Annotated in this window: 16 protein-coding genes and 1 riboswitch; of the genes, 8 read left to right on the top strand and 8 right to left on the bottom strand. The window is 73.0% G+C overall.

The annotated features are described in order from the left end of the window. Positions 1-46: 46 nt before the first annotated feature. From ACLJPY_RS28805 to ACLJPY_RS28795, 3 genes are all read right to left on the bottom strand, one after another. The gene (locus ACLJPY_RS28805; RefSeq protein WP_410593127.1) at positions 47-454 is read right to left on the bottom strand and encodes a hypothetical protein; all 408 of its coding nucleotides are present in this window, start codon (positions 452-454) and stop codon (positions 47-49) included. A 14-nt stretch (positions 455-468) separates the two neighbouring features. Continuing rightward, on the bottom strand, positions 469-1,224 hold the full coding sequence (locus tag ACLJPY_RS28800) for an OmpA family protein (RefSeq protein WP_410593125.1): 756 nt from the start codon (positions 1,222-1,224) through the stop codon (positions 469-471). 503 nt (positions 1,225-1,727) lie between these two features. After that, complete coding sequence (locus tag ACLJPY_RS28795; RefSeq protein WP_410593123.1) at positions 1,728-2,543, bottom strand: SGNH/GDSL hydrolase family protein; 816 nt, start codon at positions 2,541-2,543, stop codon at positions 1,728-1,730. 268 nt (positions 2,544-2,811) lie between these two features. On the opposite strand from ACLJPY_RS28795, the gene ACLJPY_RS28790 reads away from it, so the two are divergent. Further along, a complete protein-coding gene (locus ACLJPY_RS28790; RefSeq protein ID WP_410593122.1) occupies positions 2,812-3,471 on the top strand; it encodes a DUF3159 domain-containing protein in 660 nt (219 codons plus the stop codon). Between the two features lie 110 nt (positions 3,472-3,581). Here the strand turns inward: ACLJPY_RS28790 and ACLJPY_RS28785 are convergent, their stop codons facing one another. Further along, the gene (locus ACLJPY_RS28785; protein ID WP_410593120.1) at positions 3,582-4,538 is read right to left on the bottom strand and encodes an N-acetylglucosamine kinase; all 957 of its coding nucleotides are present in this window, start codon (positions 4,536-4,538) and stop codon (positions 3,582-3,584) included. After that, positions 4,535-5,581 (bottom strand): SIS domain-containing protein, encoded by a 1,047-nt coding sequence (locus tag ACLJPY_RS28780; RefSeq protein ID WP_410593118.1) that lies wholly within the window; start codon positions 5,579-5,581, stop codon positions 4,535-4,537. The genes ACLJPY_RS28785 and ACLJPY_RS28780 overlap by 4 nt, the downstream gene beginning before the upstream one ends. Before the next feature lie 148 nt (positions 5,582-5,729). On the opposite strand from ACLJPY_RS28780, the gene ACLJPY_RS28775 reads away from it, so the two are divergent. Together ACLJPY_RS28775 and ACLJPY_RS28770 are read left to right on the top strand one after the other, a co-directional pair. Beyond that, positions 5,730-6,485, top strand: coding sequence for a GntR family transcriptional regulator (locus tag ACLJPY_RS28775; protein ID WP_206785318.1), 756 nt, complete (start codon positions 5,730-5,732; stop codon positions 6,483-6,485). A gap of 44 nt (positions 6,486-6,529) precedes the next feature. Beyond that, positions 6,530-8,068, top strand: coding sequence for an MFS transporter (locus ACLJPY_RS28770; RefSeq protein ID WP_410593116.1), 1,539 nt, complete (start codon positions 6,530-6,532; stop codon positions 8,066-8,068). A 126-nt stretch (positions 8,069-8,194) separates the two neighbouring features. Here ACLJPY_RS28770 and ACLJPY_RS28765 read toward each other — a convergent pair whose 3' ends face one another. After that, positions 8,195-9,145 carry a threonine/serine dehydratase gene (locus ACLJPY_RS28765; protein ID WP_410593114.1) on the bottom strand — a complete coding sequence of 317 codons (951 nt, stop codon included), beginning with the start codon at positions 9,143-9,145 and terminating at the stop codon, positions 8,195-8,197. A gap of 148 nt (positions 9,146-9,293) precedes the next feature. On the opposite strand from ACLJPY_RS28765, the gene ACLJPY_RS28760 reads away from it, so the two are divergent. Beyond that, positions 9,294-10,034, top strand: coding sequence for a hypothetical protein (locus ACLJPY_RS28760; protein ID WP_410593112.1), 741 nt, complete (start codon positions 9,294-9,296; stop codon positions 10,032-10,034). A gap of 1 nt (position 10,035) precedes the next feature. Here the strand turns inward: ACLJPY_RS28760 and thiE are convergent, their stop codons facing one another. Then, on the bottom strand, positions 10,036-10,695 hold the full coding sequence (gene thiE / locus ACLJPY_RS28755) for a thiamine phosphate synthase (protein WP_410593110.1): 660 nt from the start codon (positions 10,693-10,695) through the stop codon (positions 10,036-10,038). A 31-nt stretch (positions 10,696-10,726) separates the two neighbouring features. After that, positions 10,727-10,832, top strand: a riboswitch (TPP riboswitch). Between thiE and thiO the strand changes: the two genes are divergently transcribed. The 4 genes from thiO (at position 10,826) to ACLJPY_RS28735 (ending at position 13,381) form a co-directional block, all read left to right on the top strand. After that, the gene (gene thiO / locus ACLJPY_RS28750) at positions 10,826-11,899 is read left to right on the top strand and encodes a glycine oxidase ThiO (RefSeq protein WP_410593108.1); all 1,074 of its coding nucleotides are present in this window, start codon (positions 10,826-10,828) and stop codon (positions 11,897-11,899) included. (Overlaps the previous riboswitch by 7 nt.) Beyond that, the gene (gene thiS / locus ACLJPY_RS28745) at positions 11,899-12,099 is read left to right on the top strand and encodes a sulfur carrier protein ThiS (protein ID WP_410593106.1); all 201 of its coding nucleotides are present in this window, start codon (positions 11,899-11,901) and stop codon (positions 12,097-12,099) included. The genes thiO and thiS overlap by 1 nt, the downstream gene beginning before the upstream one ends. 1 nt (position 12,100) lies before the next feature. After that, positions 12,101-12,859 carry a thiazole synthase gene (locus ACLJPY_RS28740; RefSeq protein WP_410564160.1) on the top strand — a complete coding sequence of 253 codons (759 nt, stop codon included), beginning with the start codon at positions 12,101-12,103 and terminating at the stop codon, positions 12,857-12,859. Between the two features lie 96 nt (positions 12,860-12,955). Then, the gene (locus ACLJPY_RS28735) at positions 12,956-13,381 is read left to right on the top strand and encodes a MarR family winged helix-turn-helix transcriptional regulator (protein ID WP_103351229.1); all 426 of its coding nucleotides are present in this window, start codon (positions 12,956-12,958) and stop codon (positions 13,379-13,381) included. A 25-nt stretch (positions 13,382-13,406) separates the two neighbouring features. Here the strand turns inward: ACLJPY_RS28735 and thiD are convergent, their stop codons facing one another. Further along, positions 13,407-14,234 carry a bifunctional hydroxymethylpyrimidine kinase/phosphomethylpyrimidine kinase gene (thiD, locus tag ACLJPY_RS28730; protein WP_410593104.1) on the bottom strand — a complete coding sequence of 276 codons (828 nt, stop codon included), beginning with the start codon at positions 14,232-14,234 and terminating at the stop codon, positions 13,407-13,409. Positions 14,235-14,276 lie beyond the last annotated feature (42 nt).

The following is a 14,276-nucleotide window of genomic DNA, read 5'->3' as shown; positions in this document are numbered from 1 at the left end:
CTCAGCCCTCGCTCACAGTGCGTAGCCGAACTTACCAGGATGGGTGTCAGCCACCGCGCCCAGGCCGGTGCCACGGCCGAGGGGCGTCCTCCGGCTCTTCGGCCTGCGGCCAGGCGGGCTCGTCTTCGGTGGGCCAGTCCTCGGCTTGCGAGCCGCGCTGCGGCGGCAGCGGCAGGTGCCCTTCGCGGTGGCCGACGGGATCGGCTCCTTCGTCGTCGGCGACGCCCGGGCGCCGATCGTGCTCGTGCTGCGCCCAGGCGGCCGGGATGAACTGGGTCTGCTCGGTCGACAGCGGCGGCGGTGGCGGCTCGTACGGCGGTTCTTCTTCGACGGGTTCGGGCGCGGGCTCCGCCTTGGGCCGCGCGGTGGCGCGCAGCACGAGCCAGGAGGTCAGCGCGCCGAGGGCGAAGGCGACGACCAGCCACAGCCAGATCTGCGCGAACAGCCAGAACATCAGTTCATCACCCCTCAAACGACCGTGATCTCGACACGCCGGTCTTCCTCGCCGCCGGTGGCCGGCCGCGTGTCGCCGAGCCCCCGGTAGGTCACGCGCCGGACCGCCAGCCCGTTGGCGGTGAGGATCCGCGCGACGGCCCGGGCGCGGTCCCGCGAGAGCTGCAGGGCTGCACTCTCCCCGCCGGGCCCCCGCGCGACGTGCCCGGTGACGCGGTACCGGAAGCCGTCGGGCGACTTGGCGAGGGCGATCGCGATGCTGCGCGCGGCCTGTTCGCCGTCGGGGGTGAGCTCGGCGGAGTCGGGCACGAAGACGATCGGGGTCTCGGTGAGCATCCGGTCGATTTCGGCCTGGACACCGGCCTTGTCGGTGGGCGGCGGCGCGGTGGTGCTGGTGGTCGGCGGCGGGCTGGTGCTCGTGCTCGTGGTGGGGGCCTCGGTCGGCGGGCTCGTGGCGGTGGCGGTGGTGTCGCTGCCGCTCGGCGCGACGGGGGTGACATCGCCGTTGAACTTGGCGGCCCGGACCCCGTCGACGTTCTGCACGATTTCGAGCGCTCGGAGCGCCAGCGTGGGCGGAAAGCCGCTGAGGGTGGCGTCCCGCCCGTCGAAGCGGACGTCGCCGGTGGGAAGGCCGGCCTGGAAGAGGGCGGTCTGGGCCCGGGCGGCGAGGTCCCGCTCGAGGCTGCCTGCCTGAGTCCAGGTGGCGACCCCCGCGAGCAGCGCTGTGACCAGCACCGCAATCGGGACCACGAGGATCCAGCGCCGACGCATAAGGGGACTGTAAGCCGGGTGCCGCAGGTTGGCGACCCGAATCCGGGTGACGATCCACAAGTTGTCCCCAGGCAAGTCGACATGTGGACAACTGGAGAGATCGTGTTCGGACGGGCACTTTCTGTCGGAGGTGGTGGGTACGGTGGATGTGGGTGGTTCCCCCTGGGAGGGCGGGTCAGGTCTGGGGGCGGTCCGGCGGGGAGGCTGGTGGGAAGCGGGCAGGTGAACGAGGGTGGGCGGCGGTCGTGGGCGGAGCGGCAGCGGCGGCAAGCGGAACCGCGGTTGACAGCGAGCAGCGCCAAGCGCCGCGACTCCCCAGTCGTCGCGCGCGCCATCGCGCTCAAGCGGGCCGCCGACTCCTAGGCCCGGCCGCGCCTCCTGGTCGCCGTTCGCGGTCGGGAAGGCTCAAATTCCACCCGGAAGGGTTACCTTCCGCGCGCCGGGCTACTCAGCCACTCGTGAGCGCCCCGAAGGCCAGAAAGCTCGAAACCCGAAGCGCCTCTTCAGCTGGCCTGCTGCTGCGGAGCGCTGTCCGGCACCTCGAGCACGTCCAAAGGCACGAACGGAGCCAGTTGAGGCCGCTTCGGCGACAACCCGTCCCCCATCGACTCCCCGCGCAACTGCCGCCGGATCCACGGCAGGAGGTGCACCTTCGTCCACGTCAGGTCCGAGCGGCGCGAGTCGATCCACCGGCTCGGCGTGTCCTCCAGCGGCCACGGCTCGCGCCAGTCGCTCTCCAGGGGGATCCCCAAAACCTCCGCCGCCTTCAGCGCGATGCGGCGGTGGGCTTCCGGGGAGAAGTGCAGCCGGTCGTCGCTCCAGGCTCGGCGGTCGTGGAGCGGGCCCATGGTCCACAGGTCGACCATCCGGGCTCCGTAGCGCTCCGCGATCGCCCACAGGTTCGTGTTGTAGATCGCCACCTTGCCGCGCAGCACCGACATCACCGACAGCACCTTCGTGTCCGGGCCGTTGAACATCAGCACCGGGATGCCCGCCTCGCGCAGCTTCGCCACGCCCTCCTCCAGGCGCGCGGTCACCGCGTCCACGTCCGCGCCCGGGACGATGATGTCGTTGCCGCCGGCGCACAGTGTGACCAAGTCCGGCTTCAGCTCCAGTGCGATCGGCAGCTGCTCGTCCAGGATCTCGTCGAGCATCTTGCCCCGCAGGGCCAGGTTGGCGTACTGGAAGTCGCCGCGGCCGCCCGCCAGGACCTCCGCCAGCCGGTCGGCCCAGCCGCGGAAAGAGCCGTCCGGCAGGCCGTCGTTGAGACCCTCGGTGAAGCTGTCACCTAGGGCTACGTAGCTGTCGAATCCGTACACGTGGGTCCCCTTCCCATCCCTGCGACCGACACACCCCGACATGTAGTTGTACACCTCAACTAACCATCAGCCGCAAACCCGCTCCACCCCCGGGCGTTCAGCCTGCGGTAACAGTGTCTTATCTTGTCGGTCTTCTGCGCCTCTCTATTACGCAGTCTTCACCTTCGGCATGCCGTGAAACCGCCCACCCGGCGGTAATCCGGACACCGCGTGTGGCGAAGATCTCCCTGCCCGGGGCGTTCCGGACGGCATCCGGCAGGCTGGACACGTGTCCGGAGAACCCCGTGAATCGCTCGCGCAGATCCTCGGTGGCCGCCGAGGCGCGCTCGATGCCAGCATCCCGCCCGTCGGCTTCGTCGCCGGGTGGCTCGCCGCCGGCCAGTCCGTCGCCTGGGGTGCCGGTGCCGCCCTCGCGGTCGCCGTCGTGGTCGGGGTCTACCGGATCGCCCGGGGCGGCAAGGTCCGCGCGCTGGTCGTCAGCGTGGCCGCCGTCGTCGCGGCCGCGCTCATCGCCCTGCACACCGGCCGGGCCCAGGACTTCTTCCTGCTGCAGCTGATGTCCAATGTGGCCAGCGCACTGCTGTGGGCGGCCAGCATCGTCGTGCGGTGGCCGCTGCTCGGCGTCGTCGTCGGCCTGCTGCTGGGCCAGAAGACGCGCTGGCGCCGCGACGCCGTGCTGCTCAAGGCCTACTCGCGGGCCAGCTGGGTGTGGGTGCTCCAGTACACCGTGCGCGTGGTCGTCTACGGCCTGCTGTGGTGGGCCGGCCAGGTGCTCGCGCTCGGCGTGGCGCGCACGGTGCTGTCGTGGCCGCTCGTCGCGCTGACCGTCGCGGTCAGTGGCTGGGTGCTCTACCGGGCGTTGCCGCCGGAGCACCCCGGCCTGCGCCTGGAGCCGGAAACCCGCTCGGACGACGTACCCGGGGCATAAGGCGGCCCCCGGCGAGGGGGGAGGGTCCGGGGGCCACTGCCTACGGTACCCGGACTACCCGGGTTCAGTCGACGTTTTCGCATCTTTGCGCCGCGTTTTGCTCGATATCTCTACGGCCGGGGCCTCGGCGTCCCCTCGCCGAAGGCGTCCACGGCGGCCAGCCAGGCCGCCCCGAGCACCCCATCGGAGCTGGTCAGCACCTCGAGACCGGCCAGACGGCGGCGCACGAGGCCGCCGACCGGGCTCGCTCCGGTGAGCACCGAGCCGACGAGCACGACCGGGGTCGACTCGCCGGGCTCGCGCGCCGCGAGGGCGTGCTCGGCCAGGTGCCCGGCCGCGCGGGCGACGATCTCCCGGGCCGCGGGCTCGCCCGCGTCGTGCGCCGCGCTCACCAGCGGGGCGAACCGGGCGAGCCGCACGGGTGCCTCGGCGTTGGCCGCGGTGATCAACGCCCGGGACGCCGCCAGCCGCCCGTCGTCGCCGCGCACGTCCACTGGGGACAGTCCGAGCGCGGTGGCCAGCACCGCCGATGGCAGCCCGTCCAGCGGCAGCCCGCGGCCCAGTGCCTCCAAAGTGGAGCGGACGGCTTCGCGGCCGAGCCAGAACGCCGACCCCTCGTCGCCGAGCAGCCAGCCGTAGCCGCCGGTCGTGCCGGCCAGCCGCCGCTTCCGGATGCGGCCCACGATCGAGCCGGTGCCGGCCACGACGACCGTCCCGTCGGGCGCCGCGGTCGCCGACGCGTACGCCACTTCGGCGTCGGCGACCGTCCGGACGGCACACGTGAGACCGATTCGCGTCCACGCCGCGTCGAAGACCCCCGCCACGCCCGGGTCGCTCAGCTTGCTGACCCCGGCCATCCCGACGACGCACGCCCGCGCGGCGCCGGGGTCGCGGCCGCCGAGCGCCGCGGTGATCGCGTCGGCGATCCGGCCCGCGGCCAATTCGGGCGCGTGCGCGTTCGGGTTGGCGCCTTCGCCGCGCCCGGTGCCCAGCACCGCCCCGGTGGCGTCGACCAGTGCGGCCCTGGTCGAAGTGCCACCGGCATCGACGCCGATCGCGAAGCTCACCTCGTCTTGGTCACCTTCAGCAGGCCGCGCGGGCTGTCCGGGTCGCCGCCGCGGGCCAGCGACAGGCCGAGCGCGATCCGCTGGATCGGCAGGATCTCCAGGATCGGCGCCAGCTCCTCGACGGTCTGCGGCACGTCGATGCGCAGCGCCGCCGGGGTCTGCGCCGACGCCGAGCCGATCGCGACGACGTCCGCGCCGCGCTTGCCGACGGCGTCGATGACCTCGCGCATGGCGTCGGCGCCGTGCCCGGCGCTGGTCACCGCGAGGACGGCGGTCTGGTCGTCGACCGCCGCGACCGGGCCGTGGAGGAGGTCGGCGCCGCTGTACGCGCGGGCCGCGAGGTAGCTGGTCTCGGCGAGCTTGAGCGACGCCTCCAGCGCGGTCGCGTACGAGTAGCCACGGGCGGCGGTGAGGACCCGGTTCACGAACCGGTACCGGTCGACCGCGTGCTGCACGCCCTCGGCGGCGCCGTCCAGCGTCTGCTGGGCCAGCTCCCCGATCTTCTCGGCGTCGGCCGCCTTGCCGCCGCGCACCGCGTCGACGAGCAGGTACAGCGCCATCAGCGTCGCGGAGTACGTCTTGGTGGCCGCGACGGCCTTCTCGACACCGGCGCCGATGTCGACGCCGAGCTCGGACGCCGCCCGCAGCGGCGAGTCCGGCGTGTTGGTCACGGACACCGTCAGCGCGCCCTGCCGCCGGGCCGTTTCGGTGACCTCGATCAGGTCAGGCGAGCCGCCGCTCTGGCTCACCGTGACGAACAGCACGTCCCGCAGGTCCGGCCGCGCGCCGTACAGCGTGGCCGTGGACGGGGAAACCAGACCGGCCGGAAGGCCGAGCAGTACCTCGATCAGGTACTTCGCGTACAACGCTGCGTGGTCGCTCGATCCACGCGCCGCGAGCAAAGCGAACCGCGGCGGGCGGTGTGAGATCTTTTCCGCCACTTCGGCGATTTCCGCCTGACGCGCCACCAGTCCCGCCAAGACGTCCGGCTGCTGGGCGATCTCCGCGGCCATGTGCTCGCCGGGCCGTTGTTCGGTCATCATTTTCCTCTCCACCTCCGGCATTATGTACCGGACTCAGGCGGCGTCGGTCAGGTCTAGACCAATGTTATAGGGGCGGCGCGTTTGGGGAAAAGGGTACGTTTCTTACGGGGACGTGGCGTGCGATGAGGGAAGACATAGGGAGCCGGGCATGTTGGAGACCACCACCACGGGCGAGGCGGGCGCCGTCGCCGGGATGCGCGGGCAGCGCGAGCCCAAGTACTGGGCGCTGAAACAGCACCTCCTCGACCTGCTCGACGTGCTGCCGCCGGGGTCGCCGATCCCGACCGAACGCGCGCTCGCCGGGGAGTTCACGGTCTCCCGCACCACCGTGCGCCAGGCGCTGGCCGACCTGACCGCCGAGGGCCGCCTGCACCGGGTGCAGGGGAAGGGCACGTTCGCGGCCGAGCCGAAGCTCGCCCAGCGGCTGCAGCTGTCCTCCTACACCGAGGACATGCGCAAGCAGGGCCTGAAGCCGTCGTCGAAGCTCCTCGAAGTCGAGGAAATGCCGGTCGAGGGCGACCTCGCCAAGCTGCTGGCCATCCGGACCGGCGCGAAGATCCTCCGCCTTCGACGCCTTCGACTGGCGGACTCGCAGCCGATGGCGCTGGAAACGACGCACCTCCCGCTCGGCCGGTTCCGCGGGCTGCGCAAGCACGTCTCGGCCGGCGGTTCCTTGTACGCCGTTCTACGCGAGCACTACGGCGTCGAACTCGAACGCGCGGAAGAGACGATCGAGACGTCGCTCGCCGGGCCGCAGGAAGCGGAGATGCTCGGCGCGGACGTCGGCATGCCGGTGCTGATGCTGACCCGGCACTCGTTCGCCACGGACGGCAAGCCGGTCGAGTTCGCCCGCTCGGTCTACCGCGGCGACCGCTACAAGTTCGTGACGACGCTGCTGCCGTAAGCGCGCGGTTGACGACGGTCCCCGGTCACTGTGAAGTTGACCGGGTGACTGCCACCGAAGACACCGGGATCCGGTGGGGTACCGGCGCCGCCCGCGGCGTGCTCGCGACCACCATCCTCGGCTCCGGCATGGCGATGCTCGACGGCACCATCGTCAACGTCGCCCTGCCGCGCATCGGCGCCGAACTCAACGCCTCCGTCGCGGGACTCCAGTGGATCCTCGACGGCTACATGCTGGCGCTGGCCGCGCTCATCCTCGTCGCCGGCTCGCTCGGCGACCGGTACGGCCGGCGCCGCACGTACCTCGTCGGCGTCGTCTGGTTCGGCATCGCGTCCGGGCTGTGTGCCGCCGCGACCTCCACCGAGATGCTCGTCGCGACGCGGATCCTGCAGGGCATCGGCGGCGCCTTGCTGACGCCCGGGTCGCTCGCGATCCTCCAGTCGTCCTTCGCGCACGACGCCCGCGCCCGCGCGATCGGGGCGTGGTCCGGCCTCGGCGGCATCGCGGCCGCCGCCGGCCCGCTGCTCGGCGGGTTCCTCGTGCAGGTGTGGTCCTGGCGGCTCGCGTTCCTCATCAACGTGCCGATCGCGGTCGCCGTGGTGCTGATGGCGCGGAAGTTCGTCCCCGAATCCCGTGACCCCGGCGCCACCGGCCACCCGGACTTCGGCGCCGCCGCGCTCGGCGCGCTCGGTCTCGCGGGGGTGACCGGCGCGCTGGTGGAGGCGCCCGCCCGCGGCGTCGGCGACCCGATCGTGCTGGTCGCGGGCCTGCTGGGGATCGCCGGGCTGGCCGCGTTCGTCGCCGTCCAGCGCCGCTCGCGCGAGCCGCTCGTGCCGCCGTCGCTGTTCCGGGACCGGACGTTCACGCTCTCGAACGCCCTGACCTTCGTCGTCTACGCCGCGCTCGGCGGGGTGATGATGCTGCTGGTGATGCAGCTGCAGGTGTCGCTCGGCTACTCGCCGACCGCGGCCGGGCTGGCCGGGCTGCCGCTGACGGTGATCATGTTGCTGCTCTCCGGCCGTTCCGGCGCGCTCGCGCAGCGCATCGGCCCGCGCACGCAGCTGGTCGTCGGGCCGATCGTGGTCGGCGTCGGGATGCTGCTGATGCTGCGCATCGCGCCCGGCGCGTCCTACCTCGGCACGGTGCTGCCCGCGGTGGTGGTGTTCGGCCTCGGCCTGGCGACGGTGGTGGCCCCGGTGACGGCGACGGTGCTCGCCGCGGCCCCGGACCGCTACGCCGGCGTCGCGTCCGGGGTGAACAACGCGATCGCCCGATCGGGTGGCCTGCTGGCGGTGGCGGTGCTCCCGGCGGCGGCCGGCCTGACCGGCGAGGCGTACGCGGACCCGGTGGCACTGACGGCGGGCTGGCGGACGGCGCTGGTCATCTGCGCGGCCCTGGCGATCGCGGGCGGGCTGATCGCGCTGGGCATCCACAACGGCGTCCTGGCGCCGCCGTCCTCGCCGTCGCCGGACTCGGCGCCCGAGCCGAACGACGAGTGCCCCCACCTGGGCGAGTGCTACCACTGCGGCGTGGAGGGCCCGCCGACGCACATCCGCGGCGGCTCCTCCGTCGCCGGCTCCTAGCCCCAAGCGCCCCAAGGCGGCCTTGGGTGCTCCATCCATGCCCCCGCCGCCACCCTCAACGGAGGCGCTTCGCGCCGCAGTGCTGATTCAACGCACCGAAGGCCACATTGGGGCGCTGGGGCCGGGTCAGCCTGCCAGGATTTCGGCGAACATCGCCGGGTCGGCGTTGCCGCCCGAGACGAGTGCGACCGTCTTCCCGGACGGCAGCTCGTCGGCGTGGGACAGGTACGCCGCCGTCGTCACCGCGCCGCTCGGCTCGGCCACCAGCCGGGCCTTGGCCGCGAGGACGCGGACCGCCTCGCGGATCTCCTCCTCGGAGACCGTCACCATCTGGTCGACGACCTCCCGCAGGTGGGCGAAGGTCAGCTCCGACGGCTGCGAGCGCAGGCCGTCGGCGATCGTGCGGGCGCGGTCGGCCTGCGGCCACCGGACCAGCTCGCCCCGCTGGAGGCTGTCGGCGGCGTCCGCGGCCAGCGCGGGCTCGACGCCGATCACCCGCGCCCGCGGGCAGCGGGCCCGGATCGCGGTACCGACGCCGGCCGCCAGGCCGCCGCCGCTGATCGGGACCAGCACGACGTCGACGTCCGGCAGATCCTCGGCGATCTCCAGGCCGGCGGTGCCCTGTCCGGCGATGATGGCCGCGTCGTCGAACGGCGGGACGAGGGTCAGCCCGCGTTCGGCGGCCAGTTCACGCGCTTTGCCCTCGTGCTCGCCGATCGGCACCTCGATGACTTCGGCGCCGTAAGAGAGGGTGGCCTCGACCTTGATCCGCGGCGTGACGTCCGGCACGACGATCACCGCGGGCACGCCGTACCGCTGCGCGGCGTACGCGACTGCCTGCGCGTGGTTGCCGCTGGAGTACGCGATGACGCCGCGGGCGCGCGCCGCGTCGTCGAGACCGGCGATGGCGTTGAACGCGCCGCGGACCTTGAACGCCCCGACCGGTTGCAGGTTTTCGGGTTTGAGCCACAGGGTCCCGCGGGGATCCCACGTCTGGAGCAGCAGGGGCGTGCGCACGGCGACATCGGCGACGCGCTTCGCGGCGGCCTCGATGTCAGAGATCGTCACCAGTTCCATGTGCCGAGTATGTCAAGAAAGCGTTCGACATGGAGTGTCTATTATGGACAGACGGAGTGGTCCTCCTCACGCCGTGGCAACGAGGGGAGTGCCTCACGCGCCTTAGACGTTGGACAGGGGAGAAACACGGCCTACCTAGATCGGGATCATGAGCAAGGAGAAAGCAGCGGCAGCGGAGGAAAAGGAACAGAAGTCGGGCCTGCGGATCGCGCAGGTCATGGCGGCGGCGCTGGCGGCGGTGACCGCGGCGCTGCTCGGCTCGACGCTGGGCGTGGCGGGCACGGTGATCGGTGCCGGCGTCGCGAGCGTGGTGTCGACGGTCGGCAGTGAGCTCTACCTCCGCTCACTGGAACGCACGCGGGAGGCGGCGCTGCGGGCGCGCCAGCTGGCGACGTCGGGGATCCGGCGCCGCGGGCACGCGGAGGAGGCGCCGGCCGAGGTACCCATCACCGACCAGCCCACGGTCCGGCTGGCGAAGCCCGAGACGGCACCGCTGTCCGCACGGCTGCGGAAGCTGCGGTGGCCGTTGATCATCGGCACCAGCGTGGTGGCGTTCGCGGTGGCGATCCTCTCGATGATCGGCGTGGACGCGGCCTCGGGCGGCAAGGTCGCGGGCGGCACGGGTGCCAGCGTCGGCAAGTTGTTCGGCGGCAGCTCCGGCCAGGAGGACAAGACGCCGGCGACGACCCCGCCGACCTCGACGAACGACACCCAGGTGTCCCCGACGGAGACGACCACGGCCCCGACGGGCACCTCGACCGCCCCGACGTCGTCCGAGACGCCGACGACCACCCCGAGCACGACGAGCGAGCAGCCGTCGACCTCGGCCCCGGCCACCACGGCGACCCCGCCGACCAGCAAGGGTGCCGCGCCGACGCCGACGCCCTGACTCAGGGCAGGCGCGCCCGCAGTTCGCGCGCCGCGGCCTCGGGGTCCTCGGCCTCGGTGATCGCCCGGACCACGACGATCCGGGAGGCGCCCGCCTCCAGCACCGAAGGCAGCCGGTCGCCGTCGATGCCGCCGATCGCGAACCACGGGCGGTCCGGCGCCCACGCCGCCGTCGCGTGGACCAGGTCGAGCCCCGGGGCCGGGCGGCCCGGCTTCGTCGGCGTCGGCCAGCAGGGACCGGTGCAGAAGTAGTCGACGCCGGGTTCCGCGGCCGCGGCGAGGGCCTGGTCGAGCGAGTGCGTCGAGCGGCCGATCACCACGTCGTCGCCCAGGATGCGGCGGGCCAGCGGCACCGGGATGTCGTCCTGGCCCAGGTGCAGCACGTCCGCGCCGACCGCCAAAGCCACGTCCGCGCGGTCGTTCACCGACAGCAGCGCGCCGTGGCGGGCGCACGCCTCCGCCAGGACCTCCAGCGCCGCGATCTCGCCGGCCGCCTCCAGGGTGCCGGTCTTGTCGCGCAGCTGGATGATGTCGACGCCGCCGGCGAGGGCCGCGTCGGCGAAGGCAGCCAGGTCGCCGCGGCCGGTACGGGCGTCCGTGCAGAGGTACAGGCGCGCGGAGTCGAGGCGGGCGCGGATCTTGTCACCGGAGAGGGCGGGCATAGCGGCGACGGTACCGCGCCGGTTAAGGTGGACGTGTCCGCACGGGAGCCCGAGGCACGGGCTGAGAGGGAGCTGCCGCTCCGACCGTGGAACCTGATCCGGGTCATGCCGGCGCAGGGAGCGTGATCCCATGACGAACCTGGCAGTGGTGGGCGGCGGCGTGATCGGCCTGTCCGTCGCGTGGCGCGCCGCCGCGCGTGGCCACCAAGTGACCCTGCACGACCCCGAACCCGCCCGCGGTGGCGCGTCCTGGCTGGCCGGCGGCATGCTCGCCCCCGTCACCGAGGCGTGGCCCGGCGAGGAGGACGTCCTCCGCCTCGGCGAAGAGTCGCTGAGACGCTGGCCGGACTTCGCCCATGACCTGCGGAAAGAGGGCTTGGACCCCGGCCTGGCCGGCCACGGGACTCTCGTCGTCGCCTTCGACAGCGCCGACGCCGGCTACCTGGACATCCTGGCGACCCACCTGCACGACCTCGGCCGCGCGGCCGAGCGGCTCACCGGCCGGGCGGCCAAGCGGCTCGAACCCGGCATCGGGTCCGTCCGAAGTGGACTCCACGTGCCCGGTGACCTGGCCGTGGACAACCGGAAACTCCTGCACGCCCTGTACGACGCCTGCGTCAACCGCCAAGTGCGGTTCCAGCGAGAGCGCGTCGAAGAGCTTCCGGACGCCGAGGCCGTCGTGCTCGCGGCGGGCGCCTGGACCGGACAGCTCCACCCGCTGCTCGCCGGCGCCGTCCGGCCGCTCAAGGGCGAAATCCTCCGGCTGAAGCCCCGCCGCGGCTGCCTGCCGCCGCCGCGGCACACCGTCCGGGCCGTCGTCGAGGGCCGCCCGATCTACCTCGTCCCGCGCGGGGACACCGAGCTGGTCCTCGGCGCCACCCAGTACGAGGCCGGGTTCGACCAGGCCGTCACCGCCCGCGGCGTGCGCGAGCTGCTCGAAGGCGCCGAACGCGTCTTCCCCGCGATCACCGAGTACGAGCTCACCGAGACCGCCGCCGGCCTGCGTGCCGGCAGCCGGGACGCGCTGCCGTACCTCGGGGTCCTGGACAGCGGCGTTTTTGCCGCAACCGGGCACCACCGCAACGGCCTGCTGATGGCCCCGGTGACCGCGGACGCCGTGGTCGCCTGGCTCGAAGGGGACGCGCCGCCGGAAGGCACCGCGGCCGCGTCCCCCGCCCGCCTGCACCAGAAGGAGCACGTGTGATGGAGATCAAGCTCAACGGCGAGTGGACGGCGTTCCCGGACGGCGCCACCGTCGCCGACGTCCTCGACACCACCGGCGGGCCACGGCCCGGCATCGCCGTCGCGGTCGACGGCGTCGTCGTCCGCCGCGCCGACTGGGCGACCACCGCCGTGCCCAAGGGTGCGGTCCTCGACGTGCTCACCGCGGTCCAGGGAGGCTGAAGTGGACGAAGCACCGCTGGTCATCGGCACGACCAAGCTGACGTCCCGGCTGATCATCGGCACCGGCGGCGCGGCGAACCTCGCCGTGCTGGAACGCGCGCTGGTGGCGTCCGGCACCGAGCTGACCACCGTCGCCATGCGCCGCGCCGACGCCGAAGGCGGCTCCGGCGTCCTCGAGCTGCTCAAGCGGCTCGGGATCGAGCTGCTGCCGAACACCGCGGGCTGCCGGACGGCCGCCGAGGCCGTGCTCACCGCTCAGCTCGCGCGCGAGGCCCTGGAAACCGACCTGGTCAAGCTCGAGGTGCACGCCGACGACCGGACGCTGCTGCCCGAGCCGTTCGAGACGCTCGACGCCGCCGAACGGCTGGCCGCCGACGGGTTCACCGTGTTCGCCTACACGAACGACGACCCGGTGCTCGCGCTGCGCCTGGAGGAGGCCGGCTGCGCCGCGGTGATGCCGCTTGGGGCGCCCATCGGCACCGGCCTCGGCATCCGGAATCCGCACAACATCGAGCTCATCGTCTCGCGGGCGGGCGTCCCGGTGATCCTGGACGCCGGAATCGGCACGGCGTCGGACGCGACGCTGGCGATGGAGCTCGGCTGCGACGCCGTCCTGCTGTCGACCGCGGTCACCCGGGCGGCCGATCCGGAGCGGATGGCCGCGGCGATGCGGGCGGGTGTGGTGGCCGGACGCCTCGCGCGTGAGGCCGGGCGGGTGCCGCAGCGCTTTTGGGCGCAGGCGTCGAGCCCGCCCCGGTGAACTCAAGCGCCTTCACACGAGTGTGCACCGGGAGCCCGTAAGGTGGACGGCACTTTCCGGCGCACCCGCGGCCGGGCAGGGCAGAAGGAGCCAGCCGTGACCACATCGGTTCAGGACACCTCGGGCAGGTTGTACCTCGCCGTCGGCAGGCTGTCCCGGTCCCTGCGCCAGGCCGGCGTGCCCGGGCCGGGCCACGGCGCCATTTCGGCGCTGGCGACGCTGGTGCACGCGGGCCAGCTGCGGCTCGGTGACCTCGCGGCCAAGGAGGGCGTGGCCGCCGCGACGATGTCGCGGATCATCGCGTCGCTGGTCGAGGCCGGGTACGTCAGCCGGGAATCCGATCCGGTCGACCGCCGCGCGTGGCTGGCGAAGGCGACCGAGGAGGGTGAGCGGCTCGTCTCCGGCGTCCGGTCGACGCGGGTCCAGGAGCTCAACCGCCGTCTCGACCGGCTCTCACCCGAGCACCGCGAAGCGCTGACGGCGGCGATCCCGGCGCTCGAGGCCCTGATCGCGGACGACTAGGCCGCCCGCTGCCGCAGTTCGGCGCTCAGCGTTCCTCGGGAGCCAACCGCCAGAAGGCCGAGACGGGGCCGACCTTCGCGCCCATCGGGTAGGCGTGCTCGACGGCGTGCGAGACGAACCACTTGCCGTAGCGCGCCGCCTCGACCACGGGCATGCCCTTGGCCAGGCCCGCCGTCAGGGCCGACGCCATCGTGTCGCCCGCGCCGTGCGTGTGCGGCGTCGAATACCGCTTGCCCGGCAGTTCCACGAACGTCGAGCCGTCGAACAGCAGGTCCACGCACTCCGGGTCGGCCTGCAGGTGGCCGCTCTTGACCAGGACGTACTTCGGGCCCATCCGGTGCAGCACCACGGCCGCGGTGTGCATGCCTTCGCGGTCGGTCACCGTCATCCCGGTGAGCAGCCGGACCTCGTCGAGGTTCGGGGTCAGCACGGTCGCGCGCGGCAGCAGCTCGTCGCGCAGGGCGTGCAGCCCGGCCTCGTCGAACAGCGGGTGGCCGTGCATCGACGCCGCCACCGGGTCCACCACGAACGGGATCTTCTCGTCACGCCCGATGCTCGCCTTGTCGCACGCGCCGGCGACGGCGTGGATGATCTCGGCCGAGGCCAGCATGCCGGTCTTCGCCGCGCCGACGCCCATGTCCGCCGCCACGGCTTCGACCTGGCCGGCCACGATGTGCGGCGGCAGGTCGGCGCGGTCGTGCACGCCCAGGGTGTTCTGCACGGTGACGGCGGTGACCGCGACCAGGCCGTGGACGCCGCAGGTCAGGAACGTGCGCAGGTCCGCCTGCAGCCCGGCGGCCCCGCCGGAGTCCGACCCGGCGATCGTCAAGGCGGTCGGAAGGCTCGTCGTCATGGTGGTTTCCCGACTTCTGGTCTAGGCCAATCAGCCTCTTTT

Origin of the sequence: Amycolatopsis sp. lyj-23 (genome assembly GCF_046549135.1) — a bacterium.
Classification (GTDB): Bacteria; Actinomycetota; Actinomycetes; order Mycobacteriales; family Pseudonocardiaceae; genus Amycolatopsis.
Note: the sequence above shows the minus strand (reverse complement) of the source record. Positions and strands in the feature narration are given on the sequence as shown.

Excerpts from the sequence above, each read along its gene's own strand:
- ACLJPY_RS28775 (WP_206785318.1), top strand. The coding sequence starts at position 5,730 with ATGTTGGAGACCACCACCACGGGCGAGGCGGGCGCCGTCGCCGGGATG.
- ACLJPY_RS28760 (WP_410593112.1), top strand. The coding sequence starts at position 9,294 with ATGAGCAAGGAGAAAGCAGCGGCAGCGGAGGAAAAGGAACAGAAGTCG.
- thiS (WP_410593106.1), top strand. The coding sequence starts at position 11,899 with ATGGAGATCAAGCTCAACGGCGAGTGGACGGCGTTCCCGGACGGCGCC.
- ACLJPY_RS28800 (WP_410593125.1), bottom strand. The coding sequence starts at position 1,224 with ATGCGTCGGCGCTGGATCCTCGTGGTCCCGATTGCGGTGCTGGTCACA.
- thiO (WP_410593108.1), top strand. The coding sequence starts at position 10,826 with ATGACGAACCTGGCAGTGGTGGGCGGCGGCGTGATCGGCCTGTCCGTC.
- ACLJPY_RS28805 (WP_410593127.1), bottom strand. The coding sequence starts at position 454 with ATGTTCTGGCTGTTCGCGCAGATCTGGCTGTGGCTGGTCGTCGCCTTC.
- ACLJPY_RS28765 (WP_410593114.1), bottom strand. The coding sequence starts at position 9,145 with ATGGAACTGGTGACGATCTCTGACATCGAGGCCGCCGCGAAGCGCGTC.
- thiE (WP_410593110.1), bottom strand. The coding sequence starts at position 10,695 with ATGCCCGCCCTCTCCGGTGACAAGATCCGCGCCCGCCTCGACTCCGCG.
- ACLJPY_RS28780 (WP_410593118.1), bottom strand. The coding sequence starts at position 5,581 with ATGATGACCGAACAACGGCCCGGCGAGCACATGGCCGCGGAGATCGCC.
- thiD (WP_410593104.1), bottom strand. The coding sequence starts at position 14,234 with ATGACGACGAGCCTTCCGACCGCCTTGACGATCGCCGGGTCGGACTCC.